The 22,094-nt window shown below is 28.3% G+C and carries 21 protein-coding genes and 1 tRNA gene; 5 read left to right on the top strand and 17 right to left on the bottom strand.

Annotated features, from left to right (window positions below):
* Positions 1-2: 2 nt before the first annotated feature.
* The 12 genes from LPB137_RS05655 to LPB137_RS05595 all read right to left on the bottom strand — a co-directional run bounded on the left by LPB137_RS05655 (position 3) and on the right by LPB137_RS05595 (position 11,933).
* The gene (locus LPB137_RS05655; protein WP_076085558.1) at positions 3-827 is read right to left on the bottom strand and encodes an ABC transporter substrate-binding protein; all 825 of its coding nucleotides are present in this window, start codon (positions 825-827) and stop codon (positions 3-5) included.
* Positions 828-841: 14 nt separating this feature from the next.
* On the bottom strand, positions 842-2,101 hold the full coding sequence (locus tag LPB137_RS05650) for a molybdopterin molybdotransferase MoeA (RefSeq protein ID WP_076085555.1): 1,260 nt from the start codon (positions 2,099-2,101) through the stop codon (positions 842-844).
* Positions 2,091-3,080, bottom strand: a complete 990-nt coding sequence (locus LPB137_RS05645; protein WP_076085552.1) for a cysteine desulfurase — start codon at positions 3,078-3,080, stop codon at positions 2,091-2,093. Before LPB137_RS05645 ends, LPB137_RS05650 begins: the two co-directional genes overlap by 11 nt.
* The gene (locus LPB137_RS05640; protein ID WP_076085549.1) at positions 3,077-3,451 is read right to left on the bottom strand and encodes a winged helix-turn-helix domain-containing protein; all 375 of its coding nucleotides are present in this window, start codon (positions 3,449-3,451) and stop codon (positions 3,077-3,079) included. The genes LPB137_RS05645 and LPB137_RS05640 overlap by 4 nt, the downstream gene beginning before the upstream one ends.
* Complete coding sequence (locus LPB137_RS05635) at positions 3,435-3,872, bottom strand: ModE family transcriptional regulator (RefSeq protein ID WP_076085546.1); 438 nt, start codon at positions 3,870-3,872, stop codon at positions 3,435-3,437. Before LPB137_RS05635 ends, LPB137_RS05640 begins: the two co-directional genes overlap by 17 nt.
* Positions 3,865-4,662 carry a formate dehydrogenase accessory sulfurtransferase FdhD gene (gene fdhD / locus LPB137_RS05630; RefSeq protein ID WP_228144696.1) on the bottom strand — a complete coding sequence of 266 codons (798 nt, stop codon included), beginning with the start codon at positions 4,660-4,662 and terminating at the stop codon, positions 3,865-3,867. The genes LPB137_RS05635 and fdhD overlap by 8 nt, the downstream gene beginning before the upstream one ends.
* Positions 4,663-4,749: 87 nt before the next feature.
* Positions 4,750-5,709: a cytochrome b/b6 domain-containing protein gene (locus tag LPB137_RS05625; protein ID WP_076085543.1), complete on the bottom strand. Its 960-nt coding sequence runs from the start codon at positions 5,707-5,709 to the stop codon at positions 4,750-4,752.
* Positions 5,699-6,313 carry a formate dehydrogenase FDH3 subunit beta gene (gene fdh3B, locus LPB137_RS05620; RefSeq protein ID WP_076085540.1) on the bottom strand — a complete coding sequence of 205 codons (615 nt, stop codon included), beginning with the start codon at positions 6,311-6,313 and terminating at the stop codon, positions 5,699-5,701. The genes LPB137_RS05625 and fdh3B overlap by 11 nt, the downstream gene beginning before the upstream one ends.
* 9 nt (positions 6,314-6,322) lie before the next feature.
* Positions 6,323-9,154, bottom strand: a complete 2,832-nt coding sequence (locus tag LPB137_RS05615) for a formate dehydrogenase subunit alpha (protein WP_122893185.1) — start codon at positions 9,152-9,154, stop codon at positions 6,323-6,325.
* Positions 9,155-9,166: 12 nt separating this feature from the next.
* Positions 9,167-9,379, bottom strand: a complete 213-nt coding sequence (locus tag LPB137_RS05605) for a Tat pathway signal protein (protein ID WP_076085534.1) — start codon at positions 9,377-9,379, stop codon at positions 9,167-9,169.
* Between the two features lie 92 nt (positions 9,380-9,471).
* A complete protein-coding gene (locus tag LPB137_RS05600) occupies positions 9,472-10,245 on the bottom strand; it encodes a TorD/DmsD family molecular chaperone (protein WP_076085531.1) in 774 nt (257 codons plus the stop codon).
* On the bottom strand, positions 10,245-11,933 hold the full coding sequence (locus LPB137_RS05595) for a 4Fe-4S binding protein (protein ID WP_076085528.1): 1,689 nt from the start codon (positions 11,931-11,933) through the stop codon (positions 10,245-10,247). The genes LPB137_RS05600 and LPB137_RS05595 overlap by 1 nt, the downstream gene beginning before the upstream one ends.
* A 192-nt stretch (positions 11,934-12,125) precedes the next feature.
* Here LPB137_RS05595 and LPB137_RS05590 point away from each other — a divergent pair, with 192 nt between their 5' ends.
* Genes LPB137_RS05590 through LPB137_RS05580 form a run of 3 tightly spaced genes read left to right on the top strand, consistent with a single transcriptional unit; the run spans position 12,126 to position 15,502 of the window.
* Complete coding sequence (locus LPB137_RS05590) at positions 12,126-13,274, top strand: ABC transporter substrate-binding protein (protein WP_076085525.1); 1,149 nt, start codon at positions 12,126-12,128, stop codon at positions 13,272-13,274.
* A gap of 1 nt (position 13,275) precedes the next feature.
* On the top strand, positions 13,276-14,856 hold the full coding sequence (locus LPB137_RS05585; RefSeq protein ID WP_076085522.1) for a sensor histidine kinase: 1,581 nt from the start codon (positions 13,276-13,278) through the stop codon (positions 14,854-14,856).
* A complete protein-coding gene (locus LPB137_RS05580) occupies positions 14,846-15,502 on the top strand; it encodes a response regulator (protein WP_076085519.1) in 657 nt (218 codons plus the stop codon). The genes LPB137_RS05585 and LPB137_RS05580 overlap by 11 nt, the downstream gene beginning before the upstream one ends.
* Before the next feature lie 2 nt (positions 15,503-15,504).
* Here the strand turns inward: LPB137_RS05580 and LPB137_RS05575 are convergent, their stop codons facing one another.
* Genes LPB137_RS05575 through LPB137_RS05560 form a run of 4 tightly spaced genes read right to left on the bottom strand, consistent with a single transcriptional unit; the run spans position 15,505 to position 18,898 of the window.
* A complete protein-coding gene (locus LPB137_RS05575; protein ID WP_076085516.1) occupies positions 15,505-15,864 on the bottom strand; it encodes a hypothetical protein in 360 nt (119 codons plus the stop codon).
* Positions 15,865-15,919: 55 nt separating this feature from the next.
* On the bottom strand, positions 15,920-17,395 hold the full coding sequence (locus tag LPB137_RS05570; protein WP_172802467.1) for a PhnE/PtxC family ABC transporter permease: 1,476 nt from the start codon (positions 17,393-17,395) through the stop codon (positions 15,920-15,922).
* Positions 17,388-18,047, bottom strand: coding sequence for an ATP-binding cassette domain-containing protein (locus tag LPB137_RS05565; RefSeq protein ID WP_076085510.1), 660 nt, complete (start codon positions 18,045-18,047; stop codon positions 17,388-17,390). The genes LPB137_RS05570 and LPB137_RS05565 overlap by 8 nt, the downstream gene beginning before the upstream one ends.
* 5 nt (positions 18,048-18,052) lie before the next feature.
* Complete coding sequence (locus LPB137_RS05560) at positions 18,053-18,898, bottom strand: putative selenate ABC transporter substrate-binding protein (protein WP_076085506.1); 846 nt, start codon at positions 18,896-18,898, stop codon at positions 18,053-18,055.
* A 242-nt stretch (positions 18,899-19,140) separates the two neighbouring features.
* On the opposite strand from LPB137_RS05560, the gene selD reads away from it, so the two are divergent.
* Both selD and LPB137_RS05550 read left to right on the top strand, forming a co-directional pair.
* A complete protein-coding gene (gene selD, locus LPB137_RS05555) occupies positions 19,141-20,178 on the top strand; it encodes a selenide, water dikinase SelD (protein WP_197682255.1) in 1,038 nt (345 codons plus the stop codon).
* Between the two features lie 120 nt (positions 20,179-20,298).
* Positions 20,299-21,807: a PAS domain-containing sensor histidine kinase gene (locus LPB137_RS05550; protein ID WP_076085500.1), complete on the top strand. Its 1,509-nt coding sequence runs from the start codon at positions 20,299-20,301 to the stop codon at positions 21,805-21,807.
* A 168-nt stretch (positions 21,808-21,975) separates the two neighbouring features.
* Here the strand turns inward: LPB137_RS05550 and LPB137_RS14195 are convergent.
* Positions 21,976-22,074 (bottom strand) — tRNA-Sec (locus LPB137_RS14195).
* Positions 22,075-22,094 lie beyond the last annotated feature (20 nt).

Genomic DNA, 22,094 nt, shown 5'->3' with positions numbered 1-22,094 from the left:
GTCTATTTATCAGCGTTTGGAATAAATAAAGCTTGACCTAATAATCTAAAGTCAGCTATTGTTTTTTGAGTAGTTGGTGAAACAACCCAGTTTGTGAATTTTTTTGCAAGTTCTGGTTTTACATTTGCACATTTTTCTTTATTAATAGAAACAACAGAGTATTGATTGAATAATGATTTATCACCCTCAACTACTACTTTCATCATATTTTTATCACCAGTTTGTGACATATATTTAATCCAAGTACCTCTATCAGTCATTGTATATCCACCTTTTTCAGATGCCATATTGATAGTTCTTAGCATTCCTTGACCAGTTTGAACATACCATGAAGATTCAGCTTTTGTATCTACATTTGCATTTTTCCATAAAGAAAGTTCTTTTTTATTCGTTCCTGAATTATCACCACGTGAGAAGAAGTTTGATTTGTTAGTTTTGATTTTTTGTAAAGCATCACTTGGAGTCATTCCATTTACCATTGCTGGATCTTTTTTTGGTCCTACTATTACAAAATCATTATACATAACTTGCTTTCTATCAACACCAAATCCAGTAGCTATAAATTTTTTCTCAGATGCAGGTGCATGAACAAATAAGATATCAACATCACAATTTCCACCCATTTTAAGAGCTTTTCCAGTACCAGTTGCTACCCATTTTAAATTTGTTCCTGTTTCTTTTTCAAAAATAGGAGCTAAATAATCTAATAAACCTGTATTATCAGTACTTGTTGTTGTTGCCATCATTAATGAGTCTTTTGCACTTAAGCTTGTTGCAAAAACCATTGACACGGATGCTGTAAGTAAAGCCAGTTTTTTTAAATTCATTTTATTTTTTCCTTTTAATTAAATATATTTATTTGTGTTTGTAATAACTTGTTATTAAATTTAATAACCTTAACCATTTGCTTTTGCTCTATATTTGAAGTGTTCTCATCTGTTACTAAGATGCAATTACTTTCATATAAAGCAGTAATCATTCCTGAACCATATTTATTGTTTCTTGTTACGCTAAATCCTCCATTTTCTAGATTTCCAAGTACTAAATTTACTCGTCCTTTTTTTGTTTTAAATTCTTGTACATTATTTGCAATACAAATATCATGGTAAAAACCACTATTACCTTGTATTTTATTTAATACAGGAATTGCAAAAAGTTGCATATTTACCATTGCTGTTAGTGGATTTCCAGGTAAACACATTACAAAAGTTTGCTTATTTTCATGTTCTATACTTCCCATCATAATAGGACGTCCTGGTTTTACATTTACACCATGAAAAGCAGTTTTTAAACCATTTTGAATAAATGCCTCACCAACAAAATCAGCATCTCCCATAGAAATACCACCTGTAGTAATTACAACATCATAAGTTTTTAGATTAGATATAAAATTTATAGATTCTTCTAAATTATCAGGAACTACACCACTATAAGTTGCGTCAAATCCTGCTTCGCTTAAAAGTGAAACTAAAGCATAAGAGTTACAGTTGTAAATCTCTTCTTCATTTGCTTCTTCCCAAGGTTCTTTAAGCTCATTTCCTGTTGATACAACTGCTATTGAAATTTGCTTAAAAACTTCAATCATCATAAGACCTTGAGAAGCTAAAAGAGTAATATGAGATGAGTTTATAACTTCACCTTTTTTAAATAATACATTTCCCTCTTTTTGCTCTTCACCTTTTAATCTTAAATTACTTCCTTCTTTTAAATCACTTGGAAGTGTTACAGTTTGTTCATTTGCATTTATACAATTTTCAATTGGAATAATAGTATCAACATCACTTGGAACCTTTGCTCCTGTCATAATTTTATAACATTCTTCCTCTTTTAAAATTGCTTTTACATCATCACCTTTATCACCTGCAAAAATCACTTTTTTGATTTTTAGTGTTTTTCCTGCATCTTTGATTTTAAAAGCAAATCCATCCATAGCTGAGTTATTAAAAGAAGGAAGGTTCTTCTTACAAAGTACATCACTTCCTACAACTCTTCCTAAAGCTTTTGAAATTGGTATTATTTCTTTTAGAGTTGTTGTTTTTGCTAAATCTAAGCTAATTTTTACAGCTTCTTGAAAATCTAAAAAATTCATTTTATTGCTCATTTAAAACCTTTATTTGTTTATATTTTTTTACAAATGTTTTTATAATTTTTTCAATCTCTTCTTCTTCAAACTCTTGTGTAAAAGTTAATGAAATTGCATTTCTTGAAATGATTTCTTCATATCCCATTTCTTGAATAACTCGAGAAGGCATTGATAAACCGAGAGAACATCCTTCACCATTTGTAATATGAATAGAGTTTAATGCTAATGTTCTAATAATTTCTCTTGCTTTTATGTTTTTTAATGCAAAATGAAGAGAAAAAGGAAGTGTTTGTTTTGAATCTACAAAAAAGTATAAATCCTCACCAAAAGCCTCAATAAGCTTTTGCTTGAAAATATCTTTTTGTGAAGTATGAAAAGATTGTATTTTTAAACCTTCACTAATAGCAATTAAAGAGGCTACATCTTTAAAACCAATAACTTGCTCTTCAAATAATTCCTTGTTATATAATAAAACTGAAGATAAGGCATAACCACTTAATTTATATGCATCAAAATAAACAGCATCACTAAAAGATGAAAACTGTGCACTTGCATTTGAAATAATTGTAGCCTTGCTAAGTGTTTTGATTTCTTCTAAATCAACTTTTACAAAAGTATCAATTACATAAGAAGAGATAAAAATAAAATCTGCATTTGTATTTTTAATATCATTTACATTTATATTTCCATCTTTTTGTAAGCTAATCCAATCAAGTTCAAAGCCTAATGCTTCATACTGTTTAGCTGCTTGAACAATTGCATGTGATTCTCCAATACTTACAGCAATTTTCCCTTTTTCTTTTAATTCTAAAAATAGTCCGAGAAAACCACTTTTAGAGAATGAAAAAGTATTTAACTTAGAAAATGAATATTCTTTTTTAAAACTATTTTCAAGTTTTTCATATTCATCATTACTTTTTAATATTCCTAATGATAATTCATTTGATATATGCAAATTTTGCACATTTGGGTATTGTAAAGAATTTAATTTAATCACTTTTCACCTTCTTTAATCTTTAGTATCTCTTTGTTATCTTTCAAAAATAGCTCTTTATATCTTTTGTCTGCATATTTTTTAATATCATATTGTAAGATTTTATATGTTTGTATTACTTCTCTTGCTTTTGGAGTAAGTGAGCTACCACTTAGCTCACCTTGTCCTTTATTTGTATGTACTAAATCATCTTCAATATGTTTTTCTAATATTTTTATATGTGACCAAGCTTTTTTATAATTCATCCCAACTTTTTGAGCTGCTTTTGAAATAGAACCTGTTTCATCAATTAATTCTAATACTTCAGTTTTTCCACCACCAAAAATTAGATTTTGTTCTTCATCTTCAATCCAAATTTTAACTTTTACTTTCATGATGTCCCGCTTTATGTCCTTGTTTTTCTCTAAAACATCCAAGTTGACAATGTACTACATCAATATCAGTACCCTTAACTGTAGAACCTACTGTACGTAAAGAAGTTTTCTTAGCTTCTTCCCATAGAATTTCACAACCAAGTCTTTTCTTCCCATTATAGTTTTCTTCTAATTTATTATAAACTGCCATATTTGGATCTTGAAATTTAATCTTTCCAAACACACCTAACTCACAATTTGTTATCTTTAAACCTAAACTTTTTGTAATAGCAGACATTTCTTTTGGCTCTCGTCCAATTAAACGTGCAACTTTAAACGCCTTTAGACAAGACATTTTTCCGTCTTCGTCTAAATTTGTCATTATTAATTCTTTTTGAATATTATCAAGTTTAAAATCTAAATTATCATCAATACTAGACATCTATTCTCCCTTGATGTGTATATAAATTCATTTTTTTACCTCTTGCAAAACCTATCATTGTAACTCCATGTTTATGTGCAACTTGCACACCTAAATATGTAGGTGCAGTTCTTGATACAATAATAGGAATTTTGTGCATTACAGCTTTTGTAACCATTTCAGAACTTAAACGTCCTGATACAAATAAAACTGATTTTGATGTATCTAAACCTTTTAATTTACATTTACCAACAACTTTATCAATTGCATTATGTCGCCCAATATCTTCAGCAGTAATAGTAGACCCATCTAGTAAATAAATCATAGCTTTATGAACACAACCAGTTAGATAATATAATTCACTCTCTTTGTAAAAGATTTTTACTTCTTTTGAGATTGTTTCTGGTTTTATAGTAAATGCAGTTTGGTTAAAAGGTATTTCTAAAGAACCTTCAATATTTCCAGTAACTCCACCACCACAACCACTTACAAGTGTTTTTTCTTTATAAAGGTTTTCTAATGAACCATCATTAATTTTAGCCTTTACATCTACTCTTAATCCATCTTCACTAACACTTAATTCTTCTATATCATCAACACTTGAAATTACATTCTCACTCATTAAAAAACCAATTGCATGAGCATCTTGATCTTTTGGAATACACATCATAGATATAGTTTTTTCACCATTTAAATACAAGTTAAGACGTGATTCATCTATTGTCACATCCTCAAATTCTGTCGCTTCATTTTCTATAAGTTTGTCAATAATTACTGTTTTTAAATATTTGGCGTTTTCTATATTTTCCATGTTTTTCCTTAATATGCAAATCTTGCATATATCTATATTATAAAAAAGAAAAGAGGCTTTACTCCCTAAGGAGTAAAACTACTTAATCTATTTTTTTAAATCTTCGTATTCTAAAATTTCTGGTCTAAATTGTTCTAAATATTCAACAGGTAATCTTCCAGTAATTATACCAGGAATATAACCTTTCACTGAAACAAAATATGAATAAATTGTTTCAAATGTAAAGAACGAAATAATCGCACTTCCCATAAAGTGAACAAATAAAAGCAATCTTTTAACCTGAATAGTTTCAGCATGTGTTGCTGCATCAGGGAACATAAACCAAATAATAAAACCACTTAATACAAGTAAGAAGCCAAAAGCTACGTACGCATAATAATTAATTCTATTCATTGCTTCATATTTTCCTCGCAAAAAGATCTTATTCCAAATCTTCATACTTGGTCTTGCAAAATACTTATGATCTTTAAAAGCAATTATTGTCATAATAAGCCAAACTGGTATCCAACCTACTCCAACAATTTCATGAGTTGCTCTCATAAATCTAGCAATTTCTCCACCACCAGTTACATTTCCAAATGTAATTGAAAAACCAGTGATAAATAAATATATCATAATGATAATATTTAACATTAGTACTAATCTTTGAAAAATAGAATATACTTGAACAGTATCTTCTGCTCTAGTAATTTTTGCTTGTTTTCTTCCCTTTGCAACAATAAACATTGTTAAGAACAATAAAAATTCAACTAAAAATACTATAGGTAGTAAATGTTGTCTCTCTTCAAATGCTCTTATTACTTCTGGTGCAATTGAATGGTAATCTGGTCCAAATAAACCAACTTCCATTTGTTGATAGTTAGTTAAACTTTCAAATGGAACAATTTGCCCTGTAAAATTACCTTGCAGCATTTGTAAAATAAATTCATATACATATGAAATATCTGCAATAGTTGCTAACCAAAAGTACCAATATGTTAAAAGGACGAATAGAAGGCCTATAATTAAATAGACCTTATACTCACTTAGAAAACTTTTATTTTCCATACGCTTTATCCCAACCGTAAGGTGCAGACTGAACTCCATGTCCAGATGCCATTACTCTTTCTCTAAAAATATTTGATACAGATTCTGCATCACCTACTAATAAAGCTTTTGTTGAACACATAGCAGCACAAACAGGAACTCTACCTTCAGAAATTCTATTCTGACCGTATAATTCTCTTTCATGTTCACTATTTGTTTCTAATGGACCACCAGCACACATAGTACACTTATCCATTACACCTTTTGTTCCAAATGCTCCATTTTTAGGGAACTGTGGAGCTCCAAATGGACAAGCATATAAACAATATGAACAACCAATACATTTATCTTTATCATGTAAAACAATACCATCTTGTCTAATGTAAAAACAATCTACTGGACATACTTGCTCACAAGGTGCATCTGTACAGTGCATACAAGCAACAGATAAAGAAAACTCCATCCCTTGCTTACCTTCGTTTACAGTTACAACTTTTCTTCTAGAGATCTCAACAGGTAACTCATGAGCTTCGGCACAAGCAACTGAACAACCATCACAATGAATACATCTGTTTTCATCACAGTAAAATCTCATACTTGCGAAATCTACATTATTATTACTCATTTTGCTCTCCTACACTCTTGATATCTGACATAATCCACCCTTAGTCTCAGGTATTTGAGTAACAATGTCATAACCGTAGTTAGTAACAGTATTTGCACTCTCACCTGTAGCATAAGGAGCAGTTCCATCAGGATACTTATGAAGTAAACTTTCACCTTCCATTACACCTGCGAAGTGAATTGGAATAAATATTCTATCAGGACTAACTGAATAAGAATAATGTGCTTTTACTTTAATTTTAGTTCCTTGAGGTGAATGAATCCACATCATTGAACCATCTCTAATTCCGTATCTACCAGCTAAATCTGGATTAATATCACAGAACATTTCTGGTGTTAATTTTGCAAGATACTTAGATGCTCTATTTTCCATACCAGCACCATTCATATTTACAAGTCTTCCTGTTACAAGGTTAATTGGGAAATCTTTTGCCCAATCTTGTTTAGTTTGCTCAGAAATATATCTTGTATCTACTCTCCAGTGATTTGGCTTATCTGCAAAACTTGGATAATCTTTTGTTAAATCTGTTCTAGGCGAATGTAGAGGTTCTCTATGTTTTGGAATCTCATCTGCCCATCCCCATACTTTTGCTCTTGCTTTTGCATTTCCATAAGGAGCTATTCCAGCTTCCATACATTTTTCAGCAATAATATTTGATTTATCAACTTTCCAGTTTTTACCAATTCTAGATTTCTCATCTTCTGTTAAAGTAATTCCTAAAACAGCTTCAATGTTATCTTTATTAATTTCAGGATATCCATCTTTGTTACTTGAAGCTTTTGGTGCACTACCTTTACCAGCTAGTAAATTCTCACCATCTCTTTCCATACCAAATCTGTTTCTGAATCCCATACCACCTTCTTTAACACTTCTGTTAATATTGTATAGTACTGGACTTCCTGAATGTCCTTCTGTCCAACAAGGCCATGGTAAACCATAGTACTCACCAGTCATATCTCCATAACCTCTTAAAGTTACTTCGTCAAACATGTGCCAATTTTCTTGGTGTGCTTTTAATCTTTTAGCTGTCCAACCTGTTAATCCAATAGTTTTGATAATTCTAGCTATCTCATCTGTTGCATCTTCTGGCCATTTGAAATCTTTTTTATCATCATTCATTTTCATACCAGCTGTAAATTCATCATAGAATCCAAGTCTTTTTGCTAATTCAAACATAATGTCTTCATCTGTTTTAGATTCAAACATTGGTTCAACTACTTTATCTCTCCATTGAGCAGATCTATTTGTAGCTGTTACTGAACCGCTTGTTTCAAACTGAGTAGCTGCTGGTAAAATATACACATCATTTTGCTTATCAGTTATAATAGCACCCTCATTAACAAATGGATCACAGAATACTGCAATGTCTAAGTTATCTAGAGCTTCTTTAACTTTTTTTGTTTGTGCAGTTGATGTAATACCATTACCCATAACAAATAAAGCTTTTAATCTTGTTCCTGCATTGTGAATTGCATCTTCGCCTTCATTTTCACCAAGTACACCAGCCCACCATCTAGCTAATGTGAAACCTTTTTTACCCATCCATGAAGGATCTTTAAATCTACCTTGAAGCCAATCAAAATCTACACCCCATGAAGAAGCGAAGTATTTCCATGAACCTTCTGATAAACCATAATAACCAGGTAATGAATCAGCTAAACAACCAAAATCAGTTGCACCTTGAACATTATCATGACCTCTAAGAATATTAGTTCCACCACCTTCAACACCCATATTACCAAGTGCCAATTGTAAAATTGGAGCCATTCTTGTATTAGAAGTACCATTTGTGTGTTGCGTTAATCCCATAGCCCAAATTAATGTACCTGGTGTATTGTGTGCGTAATGCTTAGTAATTTGTACAATTAAATCTGCATCAACACCCGTTACTTCTGCAACTTTTTCAATAGGCCAATTTTTAGCCTCTTCCATGATATCTTTCATACCAAAAACTCTATCGTTGATAAAGTTTTTATCATGCCAATTATTTTTAAAGATGATATTTAACATTCCATACATAAATGGAATATCAGTACCAGGTCTAATTTGTGCATAATAATCAGCTTTTGCTGCTGTTTTAGTAAATCTAGGATCTACTACAATAATCTTTGTGTTATTTCTTTCTTTTGCTTTTAAGAAATGTTGGAACCCTACTGGATGATTTACTGCTGGATTTGCTCCAAAAATAATTATCGCTTTAGAATTTTGAATATCTCCTAAAGAATTTGTCATAGCACCATAACCCCATGTGTTTGCCACCCCGGCAACTGTTGAGCTATGTCAAATTCTAGCTTGGTGATCTATATTATTAGTTCCAAACATTGCAGCAAATTTTCTGTAATAATATGATTGCTCATTACCGAATTTTGCTGATCCTAAAAACATTGTTGAATCTGGACCATCTTTTTGTCTAAGATCTTCTAATTTTGAAGCAATACCATCTAAAGCTTCATCCCAAGAAATTCTTTTCCATTGTCCATCTTTCTTAACCATTGGATGCTTAAGTCTTACTTCTGATCTAACCATATCAATCATATCAGCACCTTTACAGCAGTGCCCTCCAAGTGATACAGGGTGATCTTGAGCAACTTCTTGTCTTACCCACACGCCATTTTGTACTTCTGCTATTACACCACAACCAACAGAACAAGCTGTACAAACAGTTTTCACCATTTTTGAACCAGGGAATGGATTTTTAATCTCTTCCTCTGTAGCTTTTCTAGTTGCATTTGTACTAGCAAAAGAAGACGTAACACCAAATGCAGTAGCAACCGCAGCCATTTTCATAAATGACCGTCTTCCTACCTTTGCATTTAGAGTTTCATATGTATTTGCTGACATACATTACTCCTTTTATTTTGCAGTCTTGTAATATTCTTCCCAAGCCGCAGATTTTTTGTATAGAATCTCTTTTTTTGTAGAGCTTCCTAAAACAACACCATTATTTTCATCACTTTGTGTATGTGAATCACCGTTAGCCGCCAATACACTAGTTCCCGCAACTGCTGCAGCACCCGCAGCAACAAGTGCTGTCTTCTTTGCAAAATTTCTTCTACTTTCTTGCATGACTGACCTCCTTATAGAAATTAAGTCCCTTGAATTAGAGACTTTATTAAAAAAACTTAATTTTCTTAATAAAATCTCTAAGGATTTATTATTTATATATCTGTTTCCATTGCTGTTGCTGTATCAACAGGTCCTGTAACTATGTCTTCTTTTGGACCTAAAGCTTTTAAAGCTTTATTTTTTGCTCGTCTTTCTAATTCTTCATCAGAAATTCCATCACTTTTTACTTCTTTTTTAATTTTTTCTTTTGGCTTTGGTTTTGAAACTTCTAAATATAATCTTTCAAATTCAGCAAATGAGTGTAATACAATCATCAATTGTGCAAATATTTTTGCATTTTCACTTTCATAAACTTCTTTTGCAAACTCATCTACAAAATCATTTAAAATTTGTGAGAAAATACAATGAACTGTATTTTCATACTCTTTTTCTCCATTAGCAATATTATCACATAATTGAGCCATAAAAGAAAAAATAAATCCAATTGAATCTTCATAATCAAAATAGCTTTTTTCATCACGTCTTAGCTTTGTTTTTGCAACAAATTGAATCATTTCTACTCTTTTTTTACCTGATTCAACACCTTCATCATAATAAGAAGCTGTAAGTCTTATTTTTTTGTTTAAAGGACTATGAAATAAATCATCAAATTCTTGAACTAAAGCAACATTTGAACTAGGATCTAATTCATCTGAAATATTTTGTAAAGCTTTTCCTGATTCAATATCTAAAGGACTATCTTTTAGAATATTAATTAATCTTACTAATTCAAAATAGTTTTCACTTTTAGATGAAACTATAAAAAAGTTTGCAAATAAATTATAATAAAGAGCTCTAGCTTTATTTATTCCTTGAGTATCTTGCATTAGTCATTTCCTTTATTTTTTTGATCATAATAATTTTGCATCATAATTTTTGGTTTACAATCAGCACAACAGTATAAAGATCTCTCTTTAACAGGGTCATGTGAGAATAACGGAGCCATCATATCTGCAATTTTAGTTACAGATTTTACTGTTGCAAACTCTACCCCACACTCAACACATGCAAATAATTCATCTTGTGCTAAAACACTTTCTTTAAACCAAGTTGGCTCTAATTTTATTACATCTCTTTCAATAGTTAAACAATCAGCTTCAGGACATGAAACTTCACAATAACCACATGATGTACATAATGATGGATTAAGTCTTAAAGTATTATCACTTGCATCTGCTTGTAGTGCATCAACATTACAAGCTCCCACACAAACTAGACATAAAGTACATTTATCTTCATTTACTTTTACAAGTCCATAATGAACGTGTTCTCCAGTTTTAACCTCACCTAAATCTTCATCACCTACAATTTTTTGTAATCTATGAGAGAAAATTTCTCTTTTTTTAAGTGTATCTTGATTGAAGTTAAATTCTGAACCTTCAATAAATGAAACTTCTTCAAGTGCATTTTGAAGTTCTTCTTCGTTCATAGCAACTAAAATAGCATCTTTACCATATTTAGCTTGATAAATATCATTTACAATTCTAATAGCATCTCCACTTCCTTTTGAAATAAAATCACTATAGAAAATTACTTGTGAACCAGATATTTGAAGTAGTGTTAAAAATGAAGCTTCATGTAAAAACTTTTCTCCTTCAACTGCAAAAGGTAAAACATTTTCTTTTAAAGAAAGATTTAAATCACCTATATTCATTTTTTCAGGAACTACTAAAGGGTGTGTTTCTTCATAGAACTTACTCATTTCAAATAATGACTCTTTGTTTGATGGAGCATAATCTATTGCACCACTTGGACAAACAGAAACACAACCACCACAACCATGACAATCAATTTGAGAAAAGCCTAATGTTTTTGTTTCATCATCTTTAGTGATTGCAACAGTTGGACAAACCTCTTCACATTTAGAACAAATTTCTTCTCTTCTTTCATGATACTGGCAAATACTTTGATCATATGTTGTAAATTTTTTGTAAGAATATTCATTAATATTCTCTTTTAAAGTTTGTACAACTTCTTCTACACTTGAAAGATTTGGATCAAATGTTCCACTTTGATTAAGACCTATTTGTTTAGCATCAAACCAAACAATTTGAGAAACGTTTAAAGTAACATCTTTACCTTCATCATCAACTATAACTGTAAGATTTCCAATATGGCCTGAGATTTCTTTTACAATATCTTCATTTACAGAAAATAGTTCAAAATCATCAGGCATTATACAGGCTGTAAAAGCTTCATATTCTTCTTGAGAGTTTGTAATTAGTAATAATTGTTTTGAAACTTCTTCTGAATAAGATATATCTTGTGCAAAATCATATTTACTTGCAGCAATTTCATAAAGCTTTAATACATTTTCAATTTTTGCTGATACTGAATCTTTTGAATTATTTATATAAAATTCTATTTCACTTGCGTTTAATTCTGATTGTACTTCTTTTGTATTTGATATTAAAAAATTCTTTTCTTTTGTATCTTCGATATTTGTTGTAACTAAAATTTCTTCACTTAGTGGGAAATCTAGTTCTTTTGGGTTATAATAAATAAATTCTTGCATTTAACATGCCTTTTTAGTCAATAATATTTTATTTTAATAATATATGTATAAAAATTAAACAAAGCTTAAAAGTTAAAAAATATTTTACCAAAAAAAAATAGACTGTTACTTTTAACCTCTAATTTAAATTTAATTATTTTTATATCTAAATAATTAAAGCCATATTTTGTTCATTTTTTAGTAAACTGTCTTATGATTAAACGTATACCTATATTACTTTTTATTTTTGCATTACTATATATTTATTTTAAGGATGAAGTATTTACAAGTAAAACTATTACTATTGGAACATCCATTCCTAAAACAGGAATAATAAAAGCATGGGGTGATTCAGTAACTGCAGGAGCAAACTCATATTTTAAGTTTGTGAATGAAAAAAATATTCTAGGAAATAAAAAAATTGATTTTTTAATTTATGATGATAAATATGAACCAGAGCTTACAATAGATAATACTAACAATCTTACATTTAAAGATAATGTCTTTGCACTTTTTGGTTTTGTAGGAACTCCAACGGTTAAAAGTATTTTACCAATTTTATATGATGAAGATATTCCTTTCTTTGGAGCTTTTACAGGAGCTTCATTTTTAAGAAACAGTAAAAAAGAAAACTTAGTGAATTTTAGAAGTTCTTATGAAGAGGAAATCGAAGCTATTGTTTCTCATTTACATGACGATAAAGGATTAACATCAATTGCAGTTTTTTATCAAAATGATGATTATGGAGAAGAAGGTTACATATCATTATTAAAATCTTTAGAAAAAAGAAATTTATCTTTAGTAGCACAAGGTTCATATAAAAGAAATACATTTTCAATAAACCATGCTTTTAATGAAATCAAAGATGCACACCCGCAAGCAATAGTTATGGTTGGAGCTTATAAAACAAACTCTTTATTTATAAAAAAAGCAAAAGAAAATGAATATTTAAAAGATGCAATATTTTGCAATATTTCATTTGGAGATGCAAATGAAATGATAAAAGAGTTAAAAAAACAAAATACAAATACTAATAATCTTTTGTTTTCACAAGTTGTTCCAAACTATACAGATACTAGTATTCCTACAATTTTAGGATATCAAACATTGATGAAAAAATACTACCCTGAAGAAGAACTTGGTTTTATTTCATTGGAAGCTTATCTTAGTGCAAAAATATTAGTTAATGCATTAAATAGAGTAAAAGGAGACTTAACAAGAAAGAAATTTCTAAGTGCATTGAAAAAAACACCTTATAATTCATTAGATGGAATATATTTAAACTTTAGAAACACACAACTTTTAAATAAAGTTTATCTATTTCATTATGAAAACTCAAAATTTGTAGAAGTGAAGAACTAACATGAGTTTAAAAAAAATACTAATATTCTTTGATAATCTTAGCTTTAAATATAAAACATCATTTTTGATTTTTATTATTACAGGTGGAATGATTTGTATTGTTGTCTTATCACAAATTTCAACTTTTACGATAAAAGAAGATTTTGATACTTTATTTGATAACAGAACAAAAACATTAATCAAACTTGAAAATATAAAAGATATTTATAGCGTGAATATTCAAGATACATTAAAAGATTTAGAACAAGCAGACATAACATATAATCAAGCAGATGAAGTTTTAGCTTTAGCACAACAATTGATTGATAAAAATTGGAGTGAATACAAAATAAATATACAAAATAAAAAAACTAGAATATTCATAACAAAGTTTATAAAAGATTTTTTAATTCATGAAGAAAAATATTATGAAAATAAAATATTAAAACAAAATATTATAAAAAATATAAATAAAAAACTTTTAGATATAAAAGATAATCTTAATATCAATCAAAATAATAAAAACTTTGCAAAACTAAACCTTGATATAAATGCAATATCAATCTATCTTACTAGTTTGATTAATTATGATTTATCACTTGCAGTTAATGAAAAAAGAAACACTCAAAAAATATTTAATACAATAATGATATTTTCCTTTATATCTATTATTTTAGTTTTTTTATTTTCAATAATTCTTACAGTATTAATAATCAATAATTTTAAAGTTTTACATAATACCTTAGAGCAAAAAGTTGAAGATAAAACAAAAGAATTAATAGAGTTAAATAACTACCTTGAGACTAAAGTATCAAAAGAAGTTGCTCAAAATAGAAAAAAAGATATTATCATGTTTCAACAAGCAAAACTTGCTTCAATGGGTGAAATGATTGGAAATATAGCTCACCAATGGAGACAACCTTTAGGTTCTTTAACAATGATAGTACAGAGTTTTCAGACAAAAATGTCTTTAGGAAAATTAAGTGAGAAATTTGTAGATGAAAAAGTAGAAGATGCATTATTGCTAGCTAATAATATGTCAAATACACTTGATGATTTTAAAAACTTTTTTAGTCCAGATAAAGCAAGAAGTGATTTTTTTATAAAAAACTGTATTGAACATTCAATGCAACTAGCGAAATATTTATTAGAGAAAGAAAATATACAAATAAAACTAATTGTAAAACAAGATATTCAGATTAATAGTTTTTATAATGAACTATCGCATGTTTTTTTAAATATCTTATCTAACTCAAAAGATGCTTTATGTGCTATATCTAATAAAAATGATAGAATTATTAAAATAATAGTACATAAATATAAAGAAAATATCATCATAAATATGATTGATAATGGTGGTGGAATAGATGAAGAAATTATTCCTAAAATCTTTGAACCATATTACACAACAAAGTATAAAAGTGCTGGTACAGGAATTGGTCTTTATATGTCAAAACAAATTATTGAAAAACATATGAATGGTACAATATTATATAAAACTGTTAGTCATAAAATTATTGATAAAAGAAGTTTTAATTGTTCACTCTTTACAATCAAAATCCCAATAAAGCAAGAGTTTAAAAAGGAAATAAATGCAAAATAAAGATTTAAATATATTACAAGATTTTAATATTTTATATTTAGAAGATGATGAGAATTTATTAAAACATACAAAAGATTTATTAGAAGATTTTGTTAACAATATTTATGCAGTTAAGACTTCAAAAGAAGCTATGAATATATTACTAAATAAAAAAGTTGATGTAATTATCTCAGATATTTTACTTGAAAATGAAAATGGAATTGATTTTTTAAAACATATAAAAGAAAAAGAAATATTTATTCCAACTATACTTACAACTGCACATACAGATACAAAATATTTACTTGATGCAATAAAACTAAAAGTAGAAAATTATATTGTAAAGCCTATTAATATTAAAGAACTACTAAATAGCTTACATGATATTTTACTTCCAATTGTACAAAAACAAGAGATTTTAAAAAACATTTATGTAATCAAAACTATTTCAGCAATTACAGATAGTAAGCAAGTTGATATTATAAAATATATCATAAATAGTTTAGACAATGATAATCATTTTACAGCTTCTTATACAGATATTATGGAAGAGATATCAATATCAAAACCTACGTTGATAAAACTATTTAAAGATTTAGCCCAAAAAGATATTTTAGTAAAAGTAGCTCATAAAACTTATAAATTTAATCAAAGTGCTTTAAAATAAATCTAAAGCACTGGTTTATCAACTCCAAACTTTTTATACCAATCATAAGATAATACAATATGATGATTAGCTTCATTGTCTAAGCTTTTTAGATACTCATCATTTGGGTATGTTTTAGTTAATTTAATCCAAATATTTACAGCAAATAATAAATGAGCTTTAATATCTTTTGGAACTGGAATATAAGGTCTAAAATCTGTAATTCCATCTTTTTCTAATTGTGCTAATTTTTCATCTGAAATATAATCAATTGGTGTATTTGTTCGTGGATTTCTAACTATTTTTGCTTCCATATCTTTTTGATATTGTGCATAATCAAATACTTCTACAGGTTCGTAATCTTTGTTCATAACTTCATTCATATTTAAACTTCTTTATATTTTTTTCGTATTATATCAAGAAATATTTAAACTCATTTTACTTCAAAGAACATCCGCAAGATGTAATGTTTTCATCAACTCTTAAATAAGCTCTTACTTTTCTTGAGATTAAATCTACAAGTATATTTAACAATGCCGTTACAACTAAAAGTAAAAACATCTTATCGAGTCTAAAATCTGCAATAGCAGAATCAATAAAGAAACCTAATGTAGCAATTCCTAAAATACCTAAAATCGCACTCTCTCTCATAATTATTTCCCATCTATAAAAAAGGTAAGCTAAGAACTGATTATAAACTCTTGGCATTATTTCATAAAAATAAAGATTAATTCTTTTTTTACTTACCCCAGCTCTTAAAGTAATTAAAGTCGTTTCATTACCCATTAAATGCCCAATAATTGAACCATTATGAAGCATAAGAGCTAAAGCTGCAGGAAGCATTGAAGGACCAAAAAGCTGTAAGAAAATATAAGCTAATATATACTCAGGAGTTGAACGAAGTATTACTAAAACTATATGACTTAAAACCCTTGTAGGTTTTGAAACAAATTTTTGTGATAATAATGGAAATAAAATCAAAGCTAAAACTGCTGTTAGAACAAGTGATAATTGCGTTAAAACAATTGTATTAATCGTTCCAGGAACTATCTCATTTGTAAAAATATTTGAAAACCAAGAAAGAGTTTTTTCAAAACCTAGGTCATTTCTAATTGGATGAGGGACAATATCATTTGTAACAAATCTAATTAAATTATCAAGATTAAAACCTTTAAAATCATCTAAATAAAAAAATGAAGCAATAACTAAAAAAGGAAAAGAATATTTTGTAAACCAATATTTAATAGTTGCAATTACAATATAAAACGAAATTAAAATCATCCATACTTCAGAATAAATTCCTTGCATAAATGATGATGATAAATAATAACCTAGTGTTGTAATTCCAACAAAACCTAAAATAGCAGTTGAACGTAAAGCACACTCAAATCTATAAAGTGTGTAAGATACTAAATGTGGGAAAGCATCGGGTATTTTTGTAAATAAAAAGTAAGATAAGGCATCTTTACCTCGTAAAACTTTAGGAAAGGTATCATGCTCTTCAAGTATTTCTGCGTATACTTTTCCTAAAATCGCACTATATGGTATTACAATTGCTAGTAATGCTGTTAATGTATTAAGACCAAATATTTGTAAAAAAATTAAAGCCCAAAAAAGTTCATGTATTGCTCTTGTAATTGCTAATGAAATTCGCACTAATAAAAAATTAAAAAACAGTGCTAAAAAAAATCCAATAATAGAAGAGAAAAATATTGCTAATATTGCAATTGAAATAGTATTTAAAAATGCATCAAATAAAATTGAATAATCATTAAATTTCAAATCAAAAATAGAATAAAAAAAATCTTTTGTAAGTTGAGTTGTATCAACAGTTGATACTTCTAAATCAGCAAGAATAAAAGAAAGAATTCCTATAAAAATGAATAATATAGAAACTTTAGTATTTTTAGTCACAGACATAATATAACTTTTGTCTATCTTCATTTGTTAATTCAGTACATTTCTTATCAACAAGTACTTTTCCATTTTTAAGACCAATTACTCTATCAAAATGCTCTACTGCTAAATCAACGTTATGTAAGGCACAAACAATTGTTTCAAATTTTTGATTTAAAACTTCTAGAACTTTTGAACTTAGATATTCATCTAAAGCAGATATAGGCTCATCAGCTAATAAGATATCTTTTTGATTATAAATTGACCTTGCAATTGCTGATCTTTGTTTTTGACCACCTGATAAGTCATGGTTTTTTACAAAAATCTTATCTTCTAAATCAAAATCAATAAGTATATTCTTGATTTGTTCAACTTCTTTTGAAGCTGGTTTGATTAGATTTCTAATATTATAAAAAGTTGAATAATCATCTAATCTTGCTAAATAGACATTATGAAAAACTGACAAATTATTTACTAAACCTAATTCTTGTGGAATATATGAAGACTCATCTTTTTTAAGTTCATAAAGTCTTTTTATAAGTGTGGATTTACCACTTCCACTTTTACCTAATAAAGCAACCTTTTCTCCTTTTTTTATCTCTAAAGATAAAGAGTCTAAGATTACTGTATCAAAATATGAAATAGATTCATTTTGTAAATAAAATGCCATAATAATTAGTCTATTAAACCTATTTTTCTTCCAACATTTAAAATTGGGTCAAAATCAGCATTTTTAGCTTTAATAAATGCAGCTCTTGGGAATGCATCTAAGATTGCTTTATCTTTTAAATTTAATAATGCGTTTGTAAGTTTAGTAGTAAATCCAGCACCATAAACTTCATCTAAGTTACCATGAGCTGTGAACTGATAATCAGGATAAGCAGGAGTCTTCCATAAAACTTTTACTTTTGAAGTATCAATATTTCCAGCTTTAAGCTCTCTATCCCATACTTTAAAGTTTACGGCACCAACTTCATAAGCACCACTTTGAACTAGTGAAATAGTTTTAGTATGATTTCCAGAGAAACCAACTTTTTTAAATAAATCATTTGGAGCTTTTTTCATATTTTCTCTGATGAAATATTCTGGCATTAATCTACCACTTGTACTACCTTTTGAACCAAAAGTAAATGTTTTATCTGCAATTCCTGCTGGGAATGCTTCACTTTTTTCTAAGCCAGTTGATGAATTTGCGATGATATAAGAATGAAATTCTGGATCTTCAACACCTTGTGCAATTGCAACAGAACCAGGAACGATTAATCTAGCTTTAACACCTGATAATCCACCAAACCATGCTAATTGAACTTGATTGTTTCTAAACGCAGCAATTGATGCTGAGTATGACTTAACTGGAACAAATTTAACGTCTACATTTAACTCTTTTGTTAAATAAACAGCTAATTTTGAAAATCTTTCTTTTAATTTAGTTTCATCTTGATCTGGAATCGCTGTGAAAGTAAATGTTTGTGAAAATAGTACTGATGAAAGTACTAAGAATGAAATAAGTATTTTTTTCATGAAAAAACCTCAATAATTTGAAGCATACATTAAGATATAAAGTAGATTTTAAATAATCATTTCTTTATGTCAAACCTAAACCTTAGGTCTAAATGCTATTTTGTACGAAATAATACAATATGAATAGTAAACAAAAGATTAAATGGTAAATTTTTTTTTACTTTTTACTCTTTATTAATAACTATTTAAAATAAAAAGATGTAAAATCCACAAATAAGAAAAAAATCTAAAAGAGGAAATCAATGAACAACGAATATAAACTAACTAAATTCGTTCAAGCTGCTGGATGAGCTGCAAAGATGGGTCCGGGGGATCTTAAACAAACTCTTTGTAATCTTTCTCCAAAAGATGAAAAAATTTTAGTAGGATTTGACACAGCAGAAGATGCTAGTGTTTATCAAATAAATGAAGACCAAGCCATTGTTCAAACATTAGATTTTATAACTCCTGTTGTAGATGATCCATATATTTATGGACAAATTGCAGCAGCTAATTCATTATCAGATGTTTTTGCGATGGGAGCTGAAGTAAAAACAGCTTTAAACATTGTTGGATTTGATAAGAAAAACCTATCTTCAGAAGCTTTAGGTGAAATCCTAAATGGTGGAAATGAAAAAATAAAAGAATGTGGTGGACTTTTATTAGGTGGACATACAATTGAATCACCAGAAATGTATTATGGTTTATCAGTAACAGGAATAATTCATCCAAATGATGTAGTAAGAAATAACACATCTAAAATAGGTCATGTTTTAATTTTAACAAAACCTCTTGGAATGGGTATTTTAACTACAGCTATAAAAAGAGATTTATTAGAAGAAAAAGTTGCGAGACATTGTGCTGATATTATGGCATCGTTAAATTACTTACCATCAAAGATAATGAGAAAATATGATGTAAGTTCTTGTACAGATATTACAGGTTTTGGATTATTAGGTCATAGTTTAGAATCAGTAAATGAACTTACATCTTTTTCTATTGAATGTTCTGCTGTTCCTTTAGTAACTGATGCAATTGCATTATCAGAAGATAATGTAATTCCTGGAGGAACAAAAAAGAATATGAAATATATGGAAGACAAAGTTTTATATATGAGTGGATTAGCTAACTATTGTAAGACTATTTTATGTGATGCTCAAACATCTGGAGGATTATTAATAGCCATGGATAGAAATGATGCTAAAGAATATATCAAAGAAATCGAAGATTTATCTTTAGGTTATGCTTCTATTATTGGAGAAGTTATACCAAAAGGTGCTAAAGATATTATAGTTCACTAAAAATACTACTTCAAATTAAGAGTTGATGTTTAAACATCAACTTTTTTTTATTATTTTCATTCATTTTCCTTAAGTTATTTTTCACATAGTTAAAGATAACATAATTAAAAGGTGTAATAAATGGATAGCTTCTCACAGATACACAAAAATGAAATTCTCAATGATGTTTTTGATAATGAATTTGTCGCAATAATTGTTGTAAATAAAGAAAGAATCACTAGAGTAGTTAATAATGCCTTTTGTAAATTATATGGATATACAAAAGATGAAATTATAGGAAAAGATACTAATAAATTTCATATAAATAATAATTATTTTGATGATTTTAGAAAAATTGCTTTTGAAAAAATCATTAAAAATGAACCTGTGAGTATTGAATATGAATTTAAAAAGAAAGACGGTAGTACTTTTTGGGCTAAGATATCTGGTAATCCTTCAAAAAATGATAATCTCTTCTTATGGATGATTGTTGATATAACTGAAACAATTAATATGAGAAATGAAATAAAAGAACAATCCAAACTTTTAAAAACAGTAATAGATGAAAATCCAAATCCTATTGTATTAAAAAATTATGATGCTAAATTTGTACTTGTGAACAAAGCAACAGCTCTGCTGTACAATTCAACACCAGATGAAATGATAGGAAAAGATGATGGAGATTTTATTCCAGATAAAAAATTAGCAGAATTTTTTAAAGAAAATGTTCAAGAAATTATGAATAATAAAAAAACTGAAATTGTATACGAAGATTCAATAGATGTAAAAACAAATGAAGTAAAAAACTACATGTCTATTAAAAAACCTTTCAGAAATCAGCATAATGAAGATTTTATATTAGTAATTGCAAATGACGTAACAGAATTAAATAAAAAGAATCAAGAGTTAGCTCAAAAAGAAAAACTATTATTCCAACAAGCGAAGTTTGCTTCAATGGGTGAAATGATTGGAAATATTGCACACCAATGGAGACAACCTTTATCATCAATATCAGTTTTAGCATCTGGGTTAAAACTAGAAAAAGAGCTTGGTATTATAAGTGATGAAGATTTTACTTATGCAATGGATAATATAATTAGTACAACAAAATATTTATCACAAACAATTGATGACTTCAGAGGTTTCTTTAATCATAAAAATATAAAAGTCACTACATTTCATATAAGTAACTTAATAGATAAAACTCTAAGTCTTGTCAATAGCCAACTTAAAAATAAGGAAATTGAATTAATAAAAATAATTGATGATTTTAAAATAAGTACTTATGAAAATGAACTCATTCAAGTTTTATTAAATATAATCAATAATTCAAAAGATGCACTTTTAAATAAGAAAGAGAAAAAAGTTATTCAGATAAGAACTTACCAAGATAAAATAAATGTACATATAGAAATTCTTGATAATGCAGAAGGTATTTCTTTAGATATTATCGACAAAATATTTGAGCCATATTTTACAACTAAACATAAGTCTCAAGGTACAGGTATTGGACTATTTATGTCAAAAGAAATTGTAAATAAACATTTAAATGGTAATATAAGTGTATTTAATGACACTTTTGAGGCTGATAATATGACATACAAAGGTGCAAAACTCACTATTTCTTTACCTCGTAAAAATAATACTTAAGTCTAAATTTATGTTAAATAGAACTATTAATTCTAGCATAAGCTAAAGTAATAATAAGTCTTTAGAATCTAATTTATCGATAGTTTCAATATTAAAATATTAAGGTTTTGTTGATTTTTGTTTAGATACAATCCATAAAAATTAATGAATTAAATTATTGTAGATAAGTGGCGAGAAGGTGTAGGAATTGAACCTACCGCGGCGTACACACGTAAACCGCCGATCAGGGTTGAAACCTGCGGTGCCCACCAGGGTCACATACCCCCCACTTTTGAAGTAGAAGTTTA

Origin of the sequence: Poseidonibacter parvus (assembly GCF_001956695.1) — a bacterium.
Lineage (GTDB): Bacteria > Campylobacterota > Campylobacteria > Campylobacterales > Arcobacteraceae > Poseidonibacter > Poseidonibacter parvus.
The sequence above is the reverse complement of the archived record's forward strand: the minus strand, read 5'-3'. Positions and strand labels throughout refer to the sequence as shown.